This window comes from Mucilaginibacter sp. PAMC 26640 (assembly GCA_001596135.1).
Taxonomy (GTDB): domain Bacteria; phylum Bacteroidota; class Bacteroidia; order Sphingobacteriales; family Sphingobacteriaceae; genus Mucilaginibacter.
On sequence record CP014773.1, the window covers coordinates 628,181 to 643,448 of the forward strand.

Below are 15,268 nucleotides of genomic sequence, written 5' to 3' on the forward strand. Positions count from 1 at the left end.
TTGATAGCAACCAGCTACTAATTGCGTGAACACGAATTTCACGAATTAATTTAAATTTTTAGTAGTGCTGGCGGTGAAATGTAATGCTCAAAAATAGGTTTATGTAACTCGTTTCAATTCGAAAAAATGATATTAACTCATTATATCCATAATTTGCAAAAATATATTTCAGGAGTGCTATTCCCGGTTAGTACAATAAATCAACTACCCACTTTCCCCCTTTTTAAATATAAATTCCTTATTTTTGCAACCTTTAAAATTCGACGCTAAACATATTGATGTACAAGGAATATAAGCAGTTAAATCTGGCGCAAACAGGTAAGGAAGTACTGGAATTCTGGAAGCAGAATGGCATATTTGAGAAGAGCATAAGCAGCAGGCCGGCAAGCAAGCCGTATACCTTTTATGAAGGGCCGCCAAGTGCAAACGGAATGCCAGGCATTCACCACGTTATGGGCCGCTCTATTAAAGATATTTTTTGCCGTTACAAAACGCTGAAAGGCTACCAGGTTAAACGCAAAGGCGGCTGGGATACCCATGGCCTGCCTATTGAGCTTGCTGTTGAAAAATCTTTGGGCATCACTAAAGATGATATTGGTAAAAAGATCTCCGTAAAAGAGTATAACGATGCCTGCCGCAAGGAGGTAATGCGCTACACCGACGTATGGAACGACCTGACCGAAAAAATGGGTTACTGGGTTGACCTGGAAAACCCTTACGTAACTTACGAAAACGAATATATTGAAAGCCTTTGGTGGATACTGCAGCAGCTTTATAAAAAAGGCTGGTTGTACAAAGGTTACACCGTACAACCTTACTCGCCAAAATCTGGTACCGGCCTTAGCTCGCATGAGCTAAACCAGCCCGGCACCTACAAAATGGTGAAGGATACCACCATTACCGCGCAGTTTAAAGTAAAAAGGGATAGCGATTCTGAATTTTTGTTTGAAGGCGTAAATACAGATGTTTTTATCCTGGCCTGGACAACTACTCCATGGACCCTGCCATCTAACTGTGCCTTAGCGGTTGGCGAAAATATCACCTACGTAAAAATCAGCACCTTTAATCCTTACACTTACACTCCTGTAGCGGTTGTATTGGCGAAGGATCTGGTTAAAAAATATTTTAAGGCTGAAGCCGAAGGCGCCTCTTTTGAGGAATATAAAGGCGGTGATAAGATCATCCCGTACCGCATTGATGCAGAAATAAAAGGCAGCCAGTTGCTTGGCTTACATTATTACCAGCTAATGCCATACGTTACAAATGACGACCTGGAGAAAAACGCATTCCGCGTGATCCCTGCTGATTTTGTGACCACGGAAGATGGTACAGGCATTGTACATACTGCATCTGTTTTTGGTGCGGATGACTTTAGGGCATGTAAAGAAAACAACGTGCCATCGGTAATGGTAAAGGATGAGAATGGCAAAGAAGTACCGCTTGTAAACAAGCAGGGCCGCTTTGTTGACGAAGTTACCGACTATGCCGGCCGGTATGTAAAAGAAGAATATTACAGCGATGAGGAACGCGCAGCAGATGGTTTTAAACCAACGGATGTACTTATCTCTATTAAATTAAAAGAAGAGAACAAAGCTTTCAACGTTCAGAAGTACGAGCACAGTTACCCTCACTCCTGGCGTAGCGATGAACCGATATTATATTACCCGCTGGATAGCTGGTTTATCCGCACCACAGCCGTTAAGGATAAAATGGTGGAGCTTAATAAAACCATTAACTGGAAACCGGAAAGTACCGGTACCGGTCGTTTTGGTAACTGGCTCGAAAATCTGGTAGACTGGAACCTTTCGCGCTCCCGTTACTGGGGCACCCCGCTGCCGATCTGGCGCGAGGAAAACAGCGGTGAGGAAAAATGCATTGGCTCCATTGCCGAGCTCAATGCAGAGATCAAAAAATCTATAGCCGCTGGCTTTATGCCCGAAGGTTTTAAGCTGGAAGATATGCACCGCCCCTATGTGGACGATGTGATCTTAACATCTGCCACAGGCAACAAAATGCTGCGCGAGCCCGACCTTATCGATGTATGGTTTGATAGTGGCGCCATGCCTTATGCACAATGGCATTTCCCGTTTGAGAACCAGGATGATTTTAAAGCGGCCTACCCTGCCGACTTTATCGCCGAGGGTGTTGACCAAACCCGTGGCTGGTTCTTCACCCTGCACGCCATTGCGGTGATGCTGAGCGAAGCCAGCGACGAGATCAAAGAAATCAATGCTGAAGTAGGTAATAAAGGGATAGCCTTTAAAAACGTAATAAGCAACGGCTTGGTGCTGGATAAGAACGGCAACAAGATGAGCAAGCGTTTGGGCAATGGTGTAGATCCGTTTGAAACCATTAACCAGTACGGTGCAGATGCCGCCCGCTGGTACATGATCAGTAATGCAGCGCCCTGGGATAACCTAAAGTTTAACATAGAAGGTCTGGATGAGGTACGCCGCAAGTTTTTCGGCACACTATACAATACCTATTCCTTTTTTGTGCTTTACGCCAATATAGATAAATTCAAATACGACGAGGCTGAAATAACCATAGCCGACAGGCCGGAGATTGATCGCTGGATCATCTCCCTTTTAAATACCTTGAGCGGAGAGGTAGATGCTTTTTATGCCGACTTTGAACCCACTAAAGCTGCCCGTGCTATACAAGAATTTGTAGATGTGCATTTCAGCAACTGGTTTATCCGACTGAGCCGCCGCCGTTTCTGGAGATCAGACAGCACAGCAGATAAGTTATCGGCCTACCAAACATTGTATACTTGTTTAATTACCATCAGCAAACTGATGTCGCCTATTGCGCCGTTCTTTGCAGAGCGTTTATATACCGACTTGAACTCAGTTACCGGTAAAGAAGAATTCGAATCGGTGCATTTGGCTTACTTTCCGGAGTATAATGCCGATTTGGTAGATGTAGAACTGGAACAGCGGATGGGTTTAGCGCAGGATATCTCGTCCCTTGTACTATCTCTACGTAAAAAAATAGAGATCCCGGTACGCCGCCCGCTTGGGAAGATCCTGTTGCCGATATTAGATAAGAACTTTAAGGAACAGGTTGAAAAGGTAAAAGACCTCATCCTCTCCGAAACCAATATTAAGGCTATTGAATATATTACCGATACTTTAGGTTTCGTTAAAAAGAAGATCAAACCAAACTTTAAAGCACTTGGCGCCAAGGTGGGTAAGGATATGAAAGAGGTAGCTGCGGTGATCAATGCGTTTGGCCAGGAAGAGATTGGAAAATTAGAGCTTGAAGGTTCTATCCTGATACTTGATACTAAATACTCGATACTATTATCTGACGTGGAGATCATAGCAGAAGATGTACCGGGCTGGCAAGTTGCAAATCTAGGCAAACTAACCGTTGCTTTGGATGTTACGATAACCAACGAGTTGAAAGAGGAGGGTATTGCAAGAGAGCTGGTGAACCGTATACAAAACCTGCGTAAAGACAAAGATTTTGAAGTTACAGATAAGATAAACGTTCGCATTGCCGAACATACCTACATCGCAGAAGCACTGAAAAATAATTTATCCTATATTTGCGCCGAAATTTTGGCAGAAAGCCTTGTGCTTGATAGTCAGGTTACTGAAGGTGACGAAGTGGAGATAGATGGACATAAAATATTAATAGTAATTACAAAAAACTAGATGACACCTGAAAACGCAAAAACAAGATATTCTGATGCAGAATTGAAGGAATTTAAAGACCTGCTTTTAGAAAAATTGCGCAGCTCTAAAGAAGAGCTGGCTGCATTAGCCACATCACTAAGTTCACCAAATGCCAACGGTACCGATGATACCGCCGGTACTTATAAAACACTGGAGGATGGTTCTGCCACTTTGGAGAAAGAACAAATCAATCAGCTAGCTGCCCGCCAGAAGAAATTCATAGAGCAACTGGAAGCCGCTTTGGTACGAATTGAAAACAAGACCTATGGAATTTGCCGCGAAACAGGCAAGCTGATCCCTAAAGAGCGTTTGCGTGCTGTGCCGCATACAACGCTAACTATGGAAGCAAAATTAAGGCAATAGATGAAGGCAGCTTACACTAAACCATTCTTAACCGCTGCATTTATTGTCCTCCTGGACCAGATCATCAAAACATGGGTGCATAATCATCTGGCTCCACAAGGCGAGATTAAACTCCTTGGTGACCGTGGTATGCTGCATTATACCGAAAATAACGGTATGGCTTTCGGGATGGAACTGGGCGGCGAATGGGGTAAACTGGCTTTAACACTATTTCGTATTGTTGCAGTGTGTGGTATTGGTTACGGATTGGTGCACCTGATCAAACATAAATACCACCGTGGCTTGATCATGATGGTTGCGTTTATCCTGGCTGGTGCCTTAGGTAATATTATCGACTCAACCTTTTATGGTATTATATATGGGTACGCGCCAATTTTTCATGGCCGGGTTATCGATATGTTTTACTTTCCGCTGCTTACGGGGCATTTCCCGCCATGGGTGCCGATCTGGGGAAATGAAGAGTTTATCTTCTTCCGCCCGGTTTTTAATTTTGCAGATGCAGCAATTTCTGTGGGTGTAATATTTATCCTGCTAAACCAAAAACGTTATTTTAAACACGAAGAGCCTGAACTGAGTAGCCCAAACAGCGAAATGGTGGAGGAATAGATCCCACCCTATTTCCTCAGGAAAAAATAATTTAAAAAGCCGCTTATGCGGCTTTTTTCATTTTGCCTTAGCTAACCGGCAATAGACCCAGGGCAACAAACAATATCGTAAATTGGATCGAACGCAAAATTTCATACCTTTAAATATCTAACTATCTAAATAAAACCTGTGAAAAAAGCATTTTTGTTAACAACCCTAGTTGTTGGGTTACTGAGTTGTAAAAAAGAAAAAATGGAGCCCGTTACCCTAATTGGTAAGTGGCACCTGGTTGCCGATACTGTGCTGACCTTTTCCCGCGGAGCATTAATTAAAACGGATTACAATACCAATACAAAAGCCAGCCTGAGCGATCTGGAATTTGCCCTTGGTCAAATGTTATATTTATATAACAATGAAACTTATGAAATTCAGCCCACTTATGATAGCGCAGGCTCCTCGGTTACTTTAAATTTGCCGGCATCAACGGGCGGAACAGCAGCAAAAACCAAAACAGCCTCGATAAAAGTATTGACCGCCGGTAGGCTGCTGCTTTATTTTCCACCGGTAAGCACCAATGGAACCAGTTCGACCATGGACTTTGTTAAACTATCAACCCAATAATTATCACGATGAAAAAGCTCTTTGTAATCCTATCTGTATTTGTACTCATTAATGCGGCCAAAGCGCAGGAAAAGCCAAAGCTGTACAATCCGGCTGCCGATGCAAAGGCAGATATAGCGGCAGCGGTGAAAAAAGCTGCAGGTGCGCACAAAAATGTGCTGCTGCAAATTGGCGGCAACTGGTGTTCCTGGTGTATTCGTTTTAATGGAGTGGTTACGCAAAACGACACGTTAAATACCTACCTGAATGCGAATTACGAAGTAGTACATGTAAACTGGAGCCCCGAGAATAAAAACGAAAAACTATTGGCCGAATTGGGTTATCCGCAACGCTTCGGCTTCCCGGTGTTCGTTATTCTGGATGCAAAAGGCAACCGATTAAATACACAAAACTCTTCCTACCTGGAAGAAGGAAAGGGTTACAGTAAAGAAAAGATAAAGGAATTTATTGAGAACTGGGCACCCGCTGCACTGGACCCGAAGAGCTATGTGGAGAAGGCCAAGTAAAAATAAACCTGCCTGGCGGCACTTACCAAGCTGGTAAACCGGGCTGTGAATTAAGGCTTGCACCTTAGCATAAAATCAGCGATGTAATTTCTTCACAAAGTAAAAGGGCTATATACTACCCGCCAAAATACCCAATTTAATACTTAAACAGGCTATGTTCGGGCTTGTTCGGGCACGTTCGGGCACGTTCGGGCTGCTCTCAAAATCAAGACACCGCGAACACGAACAAAAAACAGCATAAAAATAAAAGGGTTATCGCTCATCGCGATAACCCTTTTATTTTTATAAAATCATAAGGTATGGTACCTCTTACTTATAACTTCGATTATTCAACAACACTAATACGCAGCATGTTGGTTTTGCCTTGTTTAACAATTGGTACAGCAGCAGTATTGATCACCACATCACCAGTTCTAATCAGGTTTTCTGATTTCAGGATTTCGTTAACATCTATTATCGTTTGATCTGTGCTCTCCAATTTATCGTAAAAAAAAGCGCGTACACCCCAAACCAAGCTCAAAGAATTCAACAATTGCCTGTTAGAAGTAAAGATATAGGTACCGGCTTTAGGCCTGTAGCTGGAGATTTCAAAAGCAGTGTAGCCAGAAGTGGTCATGGATACGATCCCGGTTGCTTTAGTATGCTCTGCAAGGTAAACAGCGCTACCGCACAAATTATCGCTCAGGAAATTTGGAGATGCCGGATCAGGATTCTCCGCTTTGGAAGCATTGAAAGGATACCCCAGATCTTCCACATTACGAACGATCTTAGCCATTGTCTCAATAACGATAACCGGGAACTCACCAACAGATGTTTCACCACTCAGCATCACCGCATCAGCACCATCCAGTACGGAGTTGGCTACGTCATTCACCTCGGCACGTGTCGGGCGCGGGGTGGTGATCATAGATTCCAGCATTTGGGTAGCAACAATTACCGGTTTGGATGCATCACGGCATTTGCGCGCTATCATCTTTTGCAGCAGTGGCACTTCTTCCAGCGGGCATTCAACACCCAAATCACCACGTGCAATCATCACACCGTCGGTTGCAGCTATGATCTCATCTATGTTATCAATCGCCTCAGGTTTTTCAACCTTGGCAATTACGCGGGCGGTTTTACCGCTTTCGCGAATGATTCGTTTTAAATCTATAATATCAGCGCCGGTACGAACGAATGAAAGACCGATCCAATCTACATCCCAAGCTAAAGCGTATTGTAAATTCTCCAGATCTTCCGGCGTAAGGCTTGGGATAGAAACTTTGGTGTTTGGCAGGTTAACACCTTTACGAGATGTTAAGATACCGCCATGTACCACCTCACAAACAACAGTATCCTGGCGGTTGGTTTCAATAACCTTTAGCTGCAATTTTCCGTCGTCTAATAAGATAATCTCATTAGCCTGTACATCCTGCGGAAATGTTTCATAAGTAATGTAGATCTGGTTATCATCACCAATACATTCTTTTGTAGTGATGTTGATGCGTGTACCATTAATTAAATGGATGCCACCATCTTTTACCAGTCCAATACGGATCTTTGGGCCCTGTAAATCGGCCAGGATGCCAACATTAGTTTTGTATTCTGAATTAATTTCGCGGATCAGGTCGATAAATTTCTTGTGATCCTCTGGCTTACCATGCGAAAAATTAAGGCGGCAAACGTTCAATCCGGCGCGTATCATGGCCAATAAAACGTCTTTTTTAGCCGATGCCGGCCCCATTGTTGCAACAATCTTGGTGCGGTTATAATAAAAATTCATATTCTCAGGTTTAATCGGGCTGTATTTTATACTATATAATAGTGTAGTATTGACACATCTAAATTTCCGCTAAAATAAGAGATTTTCCCTTGATTTTATTTTTTTCGGATCAATCTTTACTGCCGTTACTACTTCCGGTATCTTATTCAGGGCCGAAATTATGCTTTCAAGATCGGATTCGTCTATATAATTTTTAATTAACATGAAATAATCCGCCCGCCGCATTTCGGGCACAAGGTAACCCTCTGATCCTTTATTAGCAACAAAAATAAAATCTGTTTCGGTGGCTTCCCAACTGTAGAGGAACATGGAGAACAAAACTTCGGTCCCGGCAGGCCCGATATCAAGCTCCAGATCGTTTTGACGTGTAAAATTAAAATTTAAACACTTGTTAATTAAGTAGCAAATACGGTAATCTTTTAATGATGTGGTGACCGCAATTAATATAAAATCAAAATCGATCTCAAACTTTAAATTTTTCCTGTTCAAAATCATTACTTTTACGGCGTTAAAATTACTAATCCAAACCTTTGCATTAAAATATTGTTCTATAAATTATGCTAAGTTTTTAGATTTGATATTTAACATTATTTATTTTTCTTTGCACTGAAAATTTATTAATCATTAAAAACGTAAGACTATGTCTGATATCGCTTCAAGAGTAAAAGCTATTATCGTAGAAAAACTGGGTGTTGACGAAAGTGAAGTTACACCTGAAGCTTCCTTCACCAACGATCTTGGTGCTGACTCTTTAGACACCGTGGAACTAATCATGGAGTTTGAGAAAGAATTTAACGTTGCAATTCCTGACGATCAGGCGGAAACCATCGGTACTGTAGGTCAGGCTGTTGCTTACCTTGAGAAAAACGTTAAATAAGCTCCTTTTAAAACTATTAAATGGAGTTTAAGAGAGTTGTAGTAACCGGGCTTGGAGCGCTTACTCCAATTGGTAACACTGTCCCCGAATATTGGGATAGTTTGATCAATGGGGTAAGCGGCGCTGCCTTTATTAAGAGTTTTGACGTTTCTAAGTTCAAGACCAAATTCGCCTGCGAAGTAAAGAATTTTGACGCGGAAGGCTTTCTGGGCAGAAAAGAAGCCCGTAAGCTTGATCCCTTTGTGCAATATGCTTTATTCTCTACAGAAGAAGCGGTTAAGGATGCAGGCCTTGATTTTGAAAAACTGGATACCAGCCGCATCGGCGTTATCTGGGGATCGGGCATTGGCGGTTTAAAAACATTTTTGGATGAAGTAGTGAATTTTGCTAAAGGTGATGGCACCCCAAAATTCAATCCTTTCTTTATCCCCAAAATGATAGCGGATATCGCCCCTGGCCATATTTCTATCAAATACGGTTTAAGAGGGCCAAACTTCACTACTGTGTCTGCTTGTGCTTCGTCTAATAATTCACTTATCGATGCATTTAACTATATCCGTTTGGGTAAAGCTAATATGTTTATCAGCGGTGGGTCTGAAGCAATCATAAACGAGGCTGGTATCGGTGGTTTTAACGCAATGCATGCGCTGTCCACACGTAATGACGACCCTGCTACTGCCTCACGGCCTTTTGACCTTGATCGTGACGGCTTTGTTGCCGGTGAAGGTGCAGGCACCATAATTTTAGAAGAATTAGGCCACGCCATAAAACGCGGTGCCAAGATTTATGCTGAAATGGTTGGCGGCGGCATGAGTGCTGATGCATATCACATGACGGCTCCCCACCCTGATGGATTGGGTGCTTCATTAGTGATGAAAGCAGCGTTGGAAGATGCGGGCTTAACCCCTGCAGATATCGATTATGTTAACGTACATGGCACGTCAACCCCAATCGGCGATCCGCAGGAAGTAAAAGCTATCCAGGATGCCTTTGGTGAGCATGCTTATCGAATTAATATCAGTTCAACTAAATCCATGACGGGCCATTTACTTGGTGCTGCTGGCGCCGTTGAAGCTATCGCGTCTATTTTAGCGCTTAAAAACGATATTATACCGCCAACAATCAATCACTTTACAGATGATCCAACCTTTGATCCTAAAATCAACTTTACCTTTAACACTGCTCAAAAGCGAGAAGTTAATATAGCGCAAAGCAATGGTTTTGGTTTTGGTGGCCACAACGCATCAGTGATATTTAAAAAATATCAGCAATAAAATTCTGGATGCCTATTAGTCGCTTCTACAAGCTATATATATCCCCAAACAGAAAATATGTTAAGGTTTTAAAGAATTTGCTCGGTTTCGTACCGGGCAATTTGTCTTTATACCGTTTGGCATTCCGGCATAAATCTGTAGCCCAAAACATAAAAAAAGGCGTAAAGAATAGCAATGAGCGTCTTGAGTTTTTGGGTGATGCCGTATTAGGCAGTGTTGTAGCCGAGGTGCTCTTTAAACTTTATCCCTACGAGGACGAGGGGTTTTTAACCGAGTTGCGATCAAAAATAGTAAGCCGGGTTAACCTTAACGCATTGGGTAAAAAACTGGGTTTTGATAAACTGATAGAGTTTGATACCAAAATTCTAAATTCCGGCAGGCAGGGTTCTTTACTCGGCGATGCTTTTGAAGCGCTGATAGGCGCTGTTTACCTGGATAAAGGTTATGATTTCACGAAGAATTTTTTGATTAACCACATCATCAAATCCCATATTGATATCCACACCCTGGAGCAAACCGAAACAAATTTTAAAAGTAAGCTGATTGAATGGTGCCAACGGCATGGTAAGGACATTAGCTTTGATGTGGTGATTAATCAGGAGGGCGAAAGCACAAAACTATTTACCGTACAAGCTACCGTAGATGGAGAAGTAATGGGTAGTGGTAAGGAATTCAGTAAAAAGAATGCTGAAAAGCTGGCGGCCGAGAAAGCTTGTGCAGCCTTAGGGATCTAAAGTCTACCGACACCTGAAGCGGGTATAAAAGTAAAATACTCATGGCTAAAAGCTGTTCTCCTTTCAACAGATCATGAGGAGCTTAATACAAGTTAGGTAAACTTACCCTGTCCCCTTCTTTACGGTAATATTCAAACTTGGCTTTTATTTGTTTAATGAGATCGTAGTCTCCCCAAACTTTTAGGTCCTCATAGGATGGGCGCCAAAAATCCATGAATTTTAAAACCTCGGTAGTATCTTTTGCCCCGGTTACCCGCATCACCACTAATTTATTGTAACGCCGGTCAACTTCGCTAGCTTCCAATTCATTTTTCTGAAACTTTGCAAAACGGCGTAAATTCTTTGCATCCTTACTAAACAATTCGCGTAAACCGGTAAGTGGCGAACCACCAATCGGCAAAAACACAGTTACGGGAGGTTTTCCATCATAGTAAAGCCCTTTGCTACGGTAGGCCTGCATAATTTCGCTTAGTTCCTGTTTTTTTGTCTGGCCCCGTACGGTAACCTCTCCCAGCTTTATTTGCGGTTGCATATAAACAATCATACTGTATCCGGTATACATCTGCTTTTGAGGCGTATAATCGTTTGTGGTAAACTGCAGGGTGTCGTTTAAGGCTGCCTTAATGGAAAAATTACCATAAATATCAGTCATGGCTATTGCCCGGTTGTTAAGGTTTGTCACCACAACATTGGCCAATCTATCGTTAGAGATCTTACGGTACAAGGTACCTTTTGCATCTTGTGCCATGGCAAAAGCCGAGCAAAGTAACAGCAGCAACGCGAACAATATGGTTTTGGTAAAGGGCATAAATATATATGCTACAAACTTATCGCTATTAAATGACTTGAATTGTGAAAAAGTGTTAAAAGCGGATGTACAGATTCCAAATGTGCAGATATGCAGATAAATGCTACCTCAAATCTCATTTCTCACATCTTTCTAAAAAGGCTATCTTTGCACATGATAAAATCCATGACAGGGTATGGAATTGCCAGCTTCGATTCGGGCAGAACAAAATATACCGTCGAAATTAAATCCCTGAACAGTAAATTCTTAGAACTATCCTTACGCTTACCTAAAATTTTTTCCGAAAAAGAATTTCAGCTCCGTAACGATTGCAGTAAACAAATTGAGCGCGGTAAAGTAAATTTATCTATCAATACCGAGCAGGCCAATGCTGCCGATGTAAAGGCAGCCGGTATTGACCGCGAATTGCTGAAACATTATTACAATCAGTTGAAATCAGTAAGCGACGAATTGAACGAACCAACCGGCAATTTATTACAACTGGCTTTGGGTTTACCAGAGGTAGTCAAGTTTGAAGAGGAGTCGGTTTCGGAAGATGAATGGAAGCTGGTAGAGAAAACATTTAACCAGGCTATGTCTGCATTCCAACAGTTCCGCAGTGATGAAGGGAATGTGCTTGAGCAGGATATCAAAATGCGGATCGGTATCATTCTGAAAAACCTGGAACTGGTTGAGATAGAAGAACCAAAGCGTGTGCCGGTCATCCGTGAGCGTTTAAATAACTTTCTAGCGGAAGCGGTGGGTGCAGAAAGCATTGATAAGAATCGATTTGAGCAGGAATTAATCTATTTTATAGATAAGCTGGATATCACTGAAGAAAAAATCCGCTTAAAAGCGCACTGCGATTATTTTATCGAAACGTTGAAAAATGCAGACGCAAACGGTAAAAAGCTAGGTTTCATCTCCCAGGAAATAGGCCGCGAGATAAATACGCTAGGCTCCAAGGCCAACGATGCCAACATGCAGAAATTAGTGGTAGGCATGAAAGAAGAACTTGAAAAAATTAAAGAACAACTTTTAAACGTATTATAGTTAGGTGGTTTAATATTTTATTAGTTAATGTTCTGCGTAGCGAACTTATCACCAATAAACTATTACCAAACTGAACTAACGAATTCATAAACTAATGACCGAAGGTAAACTCATTATATTTTCAGCTCCATCGGGCGCGGGTAAAACAACTATTGTACATCATTTGCTCGGCAAGGTGCCGAACCTGGAATTTTCAATTTCGGCCACTACAAGAACCGCACGAGGCGATGAGGAGCACGGTAAAGACTACTACTTCATAAGTTTACCCGAGTTTACACACCGCATAGCCAAGAAACAGTTTGTTGAATTTGAGGAAGTTTATACCGGTACGTTTTACGGCACACTTCGTACCGAAATAGAACGGATCTGGGCAAAAGGGAAAACCGTAATTTTTGATATTGATGTGGAAGGTGGCATGCACCTAAAGCGCAAATATCAGGATCAGGCCCTGGCGATTTTTGTACAACCCCCTTCTTTGGAAGTTTTGATAGAACGCCTTACCGGCCGTGGCACCGATAGTGCCGAAAAACTAAAAGAACGGTTTGAAAAAGCAGAAAAAGAATTAAACTACGCTCCTCAATTTGATATTATCCTTAAAAATTACGATCTTGAAACGGCGTGCGCGGAAGCTGAGAAGCTGGTGACCGATTTTATTAACTCCCCGGCCCCCTGAAAGGGGAGCTCCTGATACTCGTTAGGACCCGGGGCTTTACAATCACATATTATTTCCCCTTTAGGGGGTTAGGGGGCACATGAAAATAGGCTTACTATTCGGTTCGTTCAATCCCATACATATAGGGCATTTAATAATTGCCAACTATATGGCTAACCACACCGCCCTCGATAAGGTTTGGCTGGTGGTATCTCCTCAAAATCCCTTGAAAAAGTACGGGGATCTAATCAATACTTACGACAGGCTGGAAATGGCCAAACTGGCTACTGAAAATGCCTCCAATATTGGTGTTAGCGATGTGGAGTTGAAGCTCCCGCAGCCATCTTACACTATTGATACCCTGGCTCATTTAAAGGAGAAATTTCCAGAGCATGAGTTTGTCCTCATAATGGGTTCTGATAACCTGGGCACTTTACATAAATGGAAAAACTATCGCCTCATCCTCCGCGATTACCAAATTTTTGTTTACCCTCGCCCCGGCTATGAAAATGCCGAATTTGCCTCCCATCCCTCCGTTACAATTACGATGACCCCGCAGATGGAACTATCGGCAACATTCATTCGTAAATCCATCGCAGAAAAAAAGAACGTGCAATATTTTGTACCAGATCCTGTTTTGAAGTTTATAGAGAGCAAGAGTCTGTATAAGTAGTTTGTAGTTTTACACAAATATGGATGAGTTATGTTGACAAAAGATAAGGTATAAGCGCTCGTTAACGATATGCGGGATACGTTTGTGGTAGATGATATTGTGGGAGAAATACTTTTGCTAAAGAAAATCGAAATTCCCAAAGAACAATTTAAAAAGGGGGAGTTGTTAACCTAGGAAGAATTAGATGCAGAAATTGATAATTGGAGTTGAATTAGTTTACTCAAAAATCGCATAGCGAGATTTGAAAGAAATTTATGATTAACAATAAAAGATTCTAAAAGATTTGCACTACGAGAAATGCAATTAAATTATAATATAATAGAAAACTTAATTAAGACCACTTTCTTTGCCCAGAAAATTTACTATTATCTATTTATTATCATTTGCGTAATAATACGGCATTGAATACGAGTTATATCAACTTAGTTTTGCCGGGTTATATATTAAGACTAAATATGGATATGTGTATAGAGTAGTTTATTGAACGCTAAATTTGATACTCGTTTATACTAACCTTTAAAAAAAACAATGTAAAAAACTTGGTCTGAACAATCGATTTTTTATTTTTAATTATTACTAATTAATTATTTAATATTTAATTAATCTTCGTAACCTATATTTTACTTATGTTTATAAGGTTATCCATAAATTAAATATTATATGAAAAAAAACCTATCGTTCATCTTATCCACAATGATTGTTGCACAGCTTTTTACAGCATGCAAAAAAGAAGATCAGAAATCACAAACTTCCTCCGCTACCGCACTTGCAAATTCGCCTAAAGAACAAATTACTGCCATATCTTTGTCAACTGATAACTGGACGCAATTACCTGGGTCAGGCACGGATATTGGAATTGGAGCCAACGGATCTGTTTTTATAACGGATACTGTGACAGTTTCAGCTACCGGGGGATTCAGAATTCTAAAATGGAGTGGAAGCGAATGGGCAGTAATGCCTAGCGCCGCTGGGGTCAATATTTCTGTTGATCCTCAAGGCACACCATGGGTGGTAAATAAATCGCATTTAATATATAAATATAATGGCAGCACATGGACGCCTATGCCGGGCACTGCTACAGACATCGGTATTAGTGCCAATGGTTCGGTTTTTATAACTGACACGACTACCGTATCACCTACTGGCGGTTTCAGAATTTTAAAATGGAATGGAAGTGCGTGGGTGGTAATGCCTGGTGCTGCCGGTGTTAGGATAGCTGTTGATGCGAACGGGACACCCTGGGTAGTAAATAAATCACACTTAATTTACAAATATAATGGTAGTACATGGACACAAATGCCGGGTACAGCCACTGACATTGGAATTGGCGGAAATAACGTTGTATATATTTCAGGAACTACTATTTCATCTCCTACAGGGGGTAGTAAAATCTCGAAATGGAATGGAACCGGCTGGACAGATACAGCATCAGGTACTGGCATAAATGTTAGTGTTGACCCTAACGGCCATCCTTGGACGGTTAACGCCTCACATCTAATTTATAATAATCTAAATTTATAACTAGTTAAACTACGACAATTTGGGTAACGTTAAGCCTAAACGAATATTTCGTTTAGGCTTATTTATTATCTATAATTAAAGCCATTAAGGTGTATTAACGGATAAGCGCTAACGGCGCAATCTTCACCGACTAACAGCCCAAATAAAAAGCATTTGTCCTAGCCTGTTTGCCCTTAA

At 41.6% G+C, this 15,268-nt stretch carries 15 protein-coding genes; 12 read left to right on the forward strand and 3 right to left on the reverse strand.

Annotated features, from left to right (window positions below):
• Positions 1 to 278: 278 nt before the first annotated feature.
• The 5 genes from A0256_02800 to A0256_02820 all read left to right on the forward strand — a co-directional run bounded on the left by A0256_02800 (position 279) and on the right by A0256_02820 (position 5,758).
• Entirely contained in the window at positions 279 to 3,662 is a 3,384-nt protein-coding gene (locus A0256_02800) for an isoleucine--tRNA ligase (GenBank protein AMR30422.1), read from the forward strand.
• Positions 3,663 to 4,046 (forward strand): molecular chaperone DnaK, encoded by a 384-nt coding sequence (locus A0256_02805; GenBank protein ID AMR30423.1) that lies wholly within the window; start codon positions 3,663 to 3,665, stop codon positions 4,044 to 4,046. It begins immediately after the preceding gene.
• Positions 4,047 to 4,652 carry a peptidase A8 gene (locus A0256_02810; GenBank protein ID AMR30424.1) on the forward strand — a complete coding sequence of 202 codons (606 nt, stop codon included), beginning with the start codon at positions 4,047 to 4,049 and terminating at the stop codon, positions 4,650 to 4,652.
• A 168-nt stretch (positions 4,653 to 4,820) separates the two neighbouring features.
• Positions 4,821 to 5,252 (forward strand): hypothetical protein, encoded by a 432-nt coding sequence (locus tag A0256_02815; protein AMR30425.1) that lies wholly within the window; start codon positions 4,821 to 4,823, stop codon positions 5,250 to 5,252.
• Positions 5,253 to 5,260: 8 nt separating this feature from the next.
• The gene (locus A0256_02820; protein AMR30426.1) at positions 5,261 to 5,758 is read left to right on the forward strand and encodes a hypothetical protein; all 498 of its coding nucleotides are present in this window, start codon (positions 5,261 to 5,263) and stop codon (positions 5,756 to 5,758) included.
• A 325-nt stretch (positions 5,759 to 6,083) separates the two neighbouring features.
• Here the strand turns inward: A0256_02820 and A0256_02825 are convergent, their stop codons facing one another.
• Positions 6,084 to 7,520 (reverse strand): pyruvate kinase, encoded by a 1,437-nt coding sequence (locus A0256_02825; protein ID AMR30427.1) that lies wholly within the window; start codon positions 7,518 to 7,520, stop codon positions 6,084 to 6,086.
• A 69-nt stretch (positions 7,521 to 7,589) separates the two neighbouring features.
• Complete coding sequence (locus tag A0256_02830; GenBank protein ID AMR34408.1) at positions 7,590 to 8,009, reverse strand: hypothetical protein; 420 nt, start codon at positions 8,007 to 8,009, stop codon at positions 7,590 to 7,592.
• A gap of 151 nt (positions 8,010 to 8,160) precedes the next feature.
• On the opposite strand from A0256_02830, the gene A0256_02835 reads away from it, so the two are divergent.
• The 3 genes from A0256_02835 to A0256_02845 are packed head-to-tail and all read left to right on the forward strand — an operon-like array spanning position 8,161 to position 10,405.
• The gene (locus A0256_02835; protein ID AMR30428.1) at positions 8,161 to 8,397 is read left to right on the forward strand and encodes an acyl carrier protein; all 237 of its coding nucleotides are present in this window, start codon (positions 8,161 to 8,163) and stop codon (positions 8,395 to 8,397) included.
• A 20-nt stretch (positions 8,398 to 8,417) separates the two neighbouring features.
• Positions 8,418 to 9,671, forward strand: coding sequence for a beta-ketoacyl-[acyl-carrier-protein] synthase II (locus tag A0256_02840; GenBank protein AMR30429.1), 1,254 nt, complete (start codon positions 8,418 to 8,420; stop codon positions 9,669 to 9,671).
• A gap of 8 nt (positions 9,672 to 9,679) precedes the next feature.
• On the forward strand, positions 9,680 to 10,405 hold the full coding sequence (locus tag A0256_02845) for a ribonuclease III (GenBank protein AMR30430.1): 726 nt from the start codon (positions 9,680 to 9,682) through the stop codon (positions 10,403 to 10,405).
• 82 nt (positions 10,406 to 10,487) lie between these two features.
• Here the strand turns inward: A0256_02845 and A0256_02850 are convergent, their stop codons facing one another.
• Positions 10,488 to 11,153, reverse strand: a complete 666-nt coding sequence (locus A0256_02850; protein ID AMR30431.1) for a hypothetical protein — start codon at positions 11,151 to 11,153, stop codon at positions 10,488 to 10,490.
• Positions 11,154 to 11,378: 225 nt separating this feature from the next.
• On the opposite strand from A0256_02850, the gene A0256_02855 reads away from it, so the two are divergent.
• The 4 genes from A0256_02855 to A0256_02870 all read left to right on the forward strand — a co-directional run bounded on the left by A0256_02855 (position 11,379) and on the right by A0256_02870 (position 15,091).
• Positions 11,379 to 12,245, forward strand: coding sequence for a hypothetical protein (locus A0256_02855; protein AMR30432.1), 867 nt, complete (start codon positions 11,379 to 11,381; stop codon positions 12,243 to 12,245).
• A gap of 94 nt (positions 12,246 to 12,339) precedes the next feature.
• Positions 12,340 to 12,918 (forward strand): guanylate kinase, encoded by a 579-nt coding sequence (locus A0256_02860; protein AMR30433.1) that lies wholly within the window; start codon positions 12,340 to 12,342, stop codon positions 12,916 to 12,918.
• A 79-nt stretch (positions 12,919 to 12,997) separates the two neighbouring features.
• Positions 12,998 to 13,570, forward strand: a complete 573-nt coding sequence (locus A0256_02865; GenBank protein AMR30434.1) for a nicotinate-nicotinamide nucleotide adenylyltransferase — start codon at positions 12,998 to 13,000, stop codon at positions 13,568 to 13,570.
• A gap of 660 nt (positions 13,571 to 14,230) precedes the next feature.
• Positions 14,231 to 15,091 (forward strand): hypothetical protein, encoded by an 861-nt coding sequence (locus A0256_02870; GenBank protein AMR30435.1) that lies wholly within the window; start codon positions 14,231 to 14,233, stop codon positions 15,089 to 15,091.
• Positions 15,092 to 15,268: the final 177 nt, after the last annotated feature.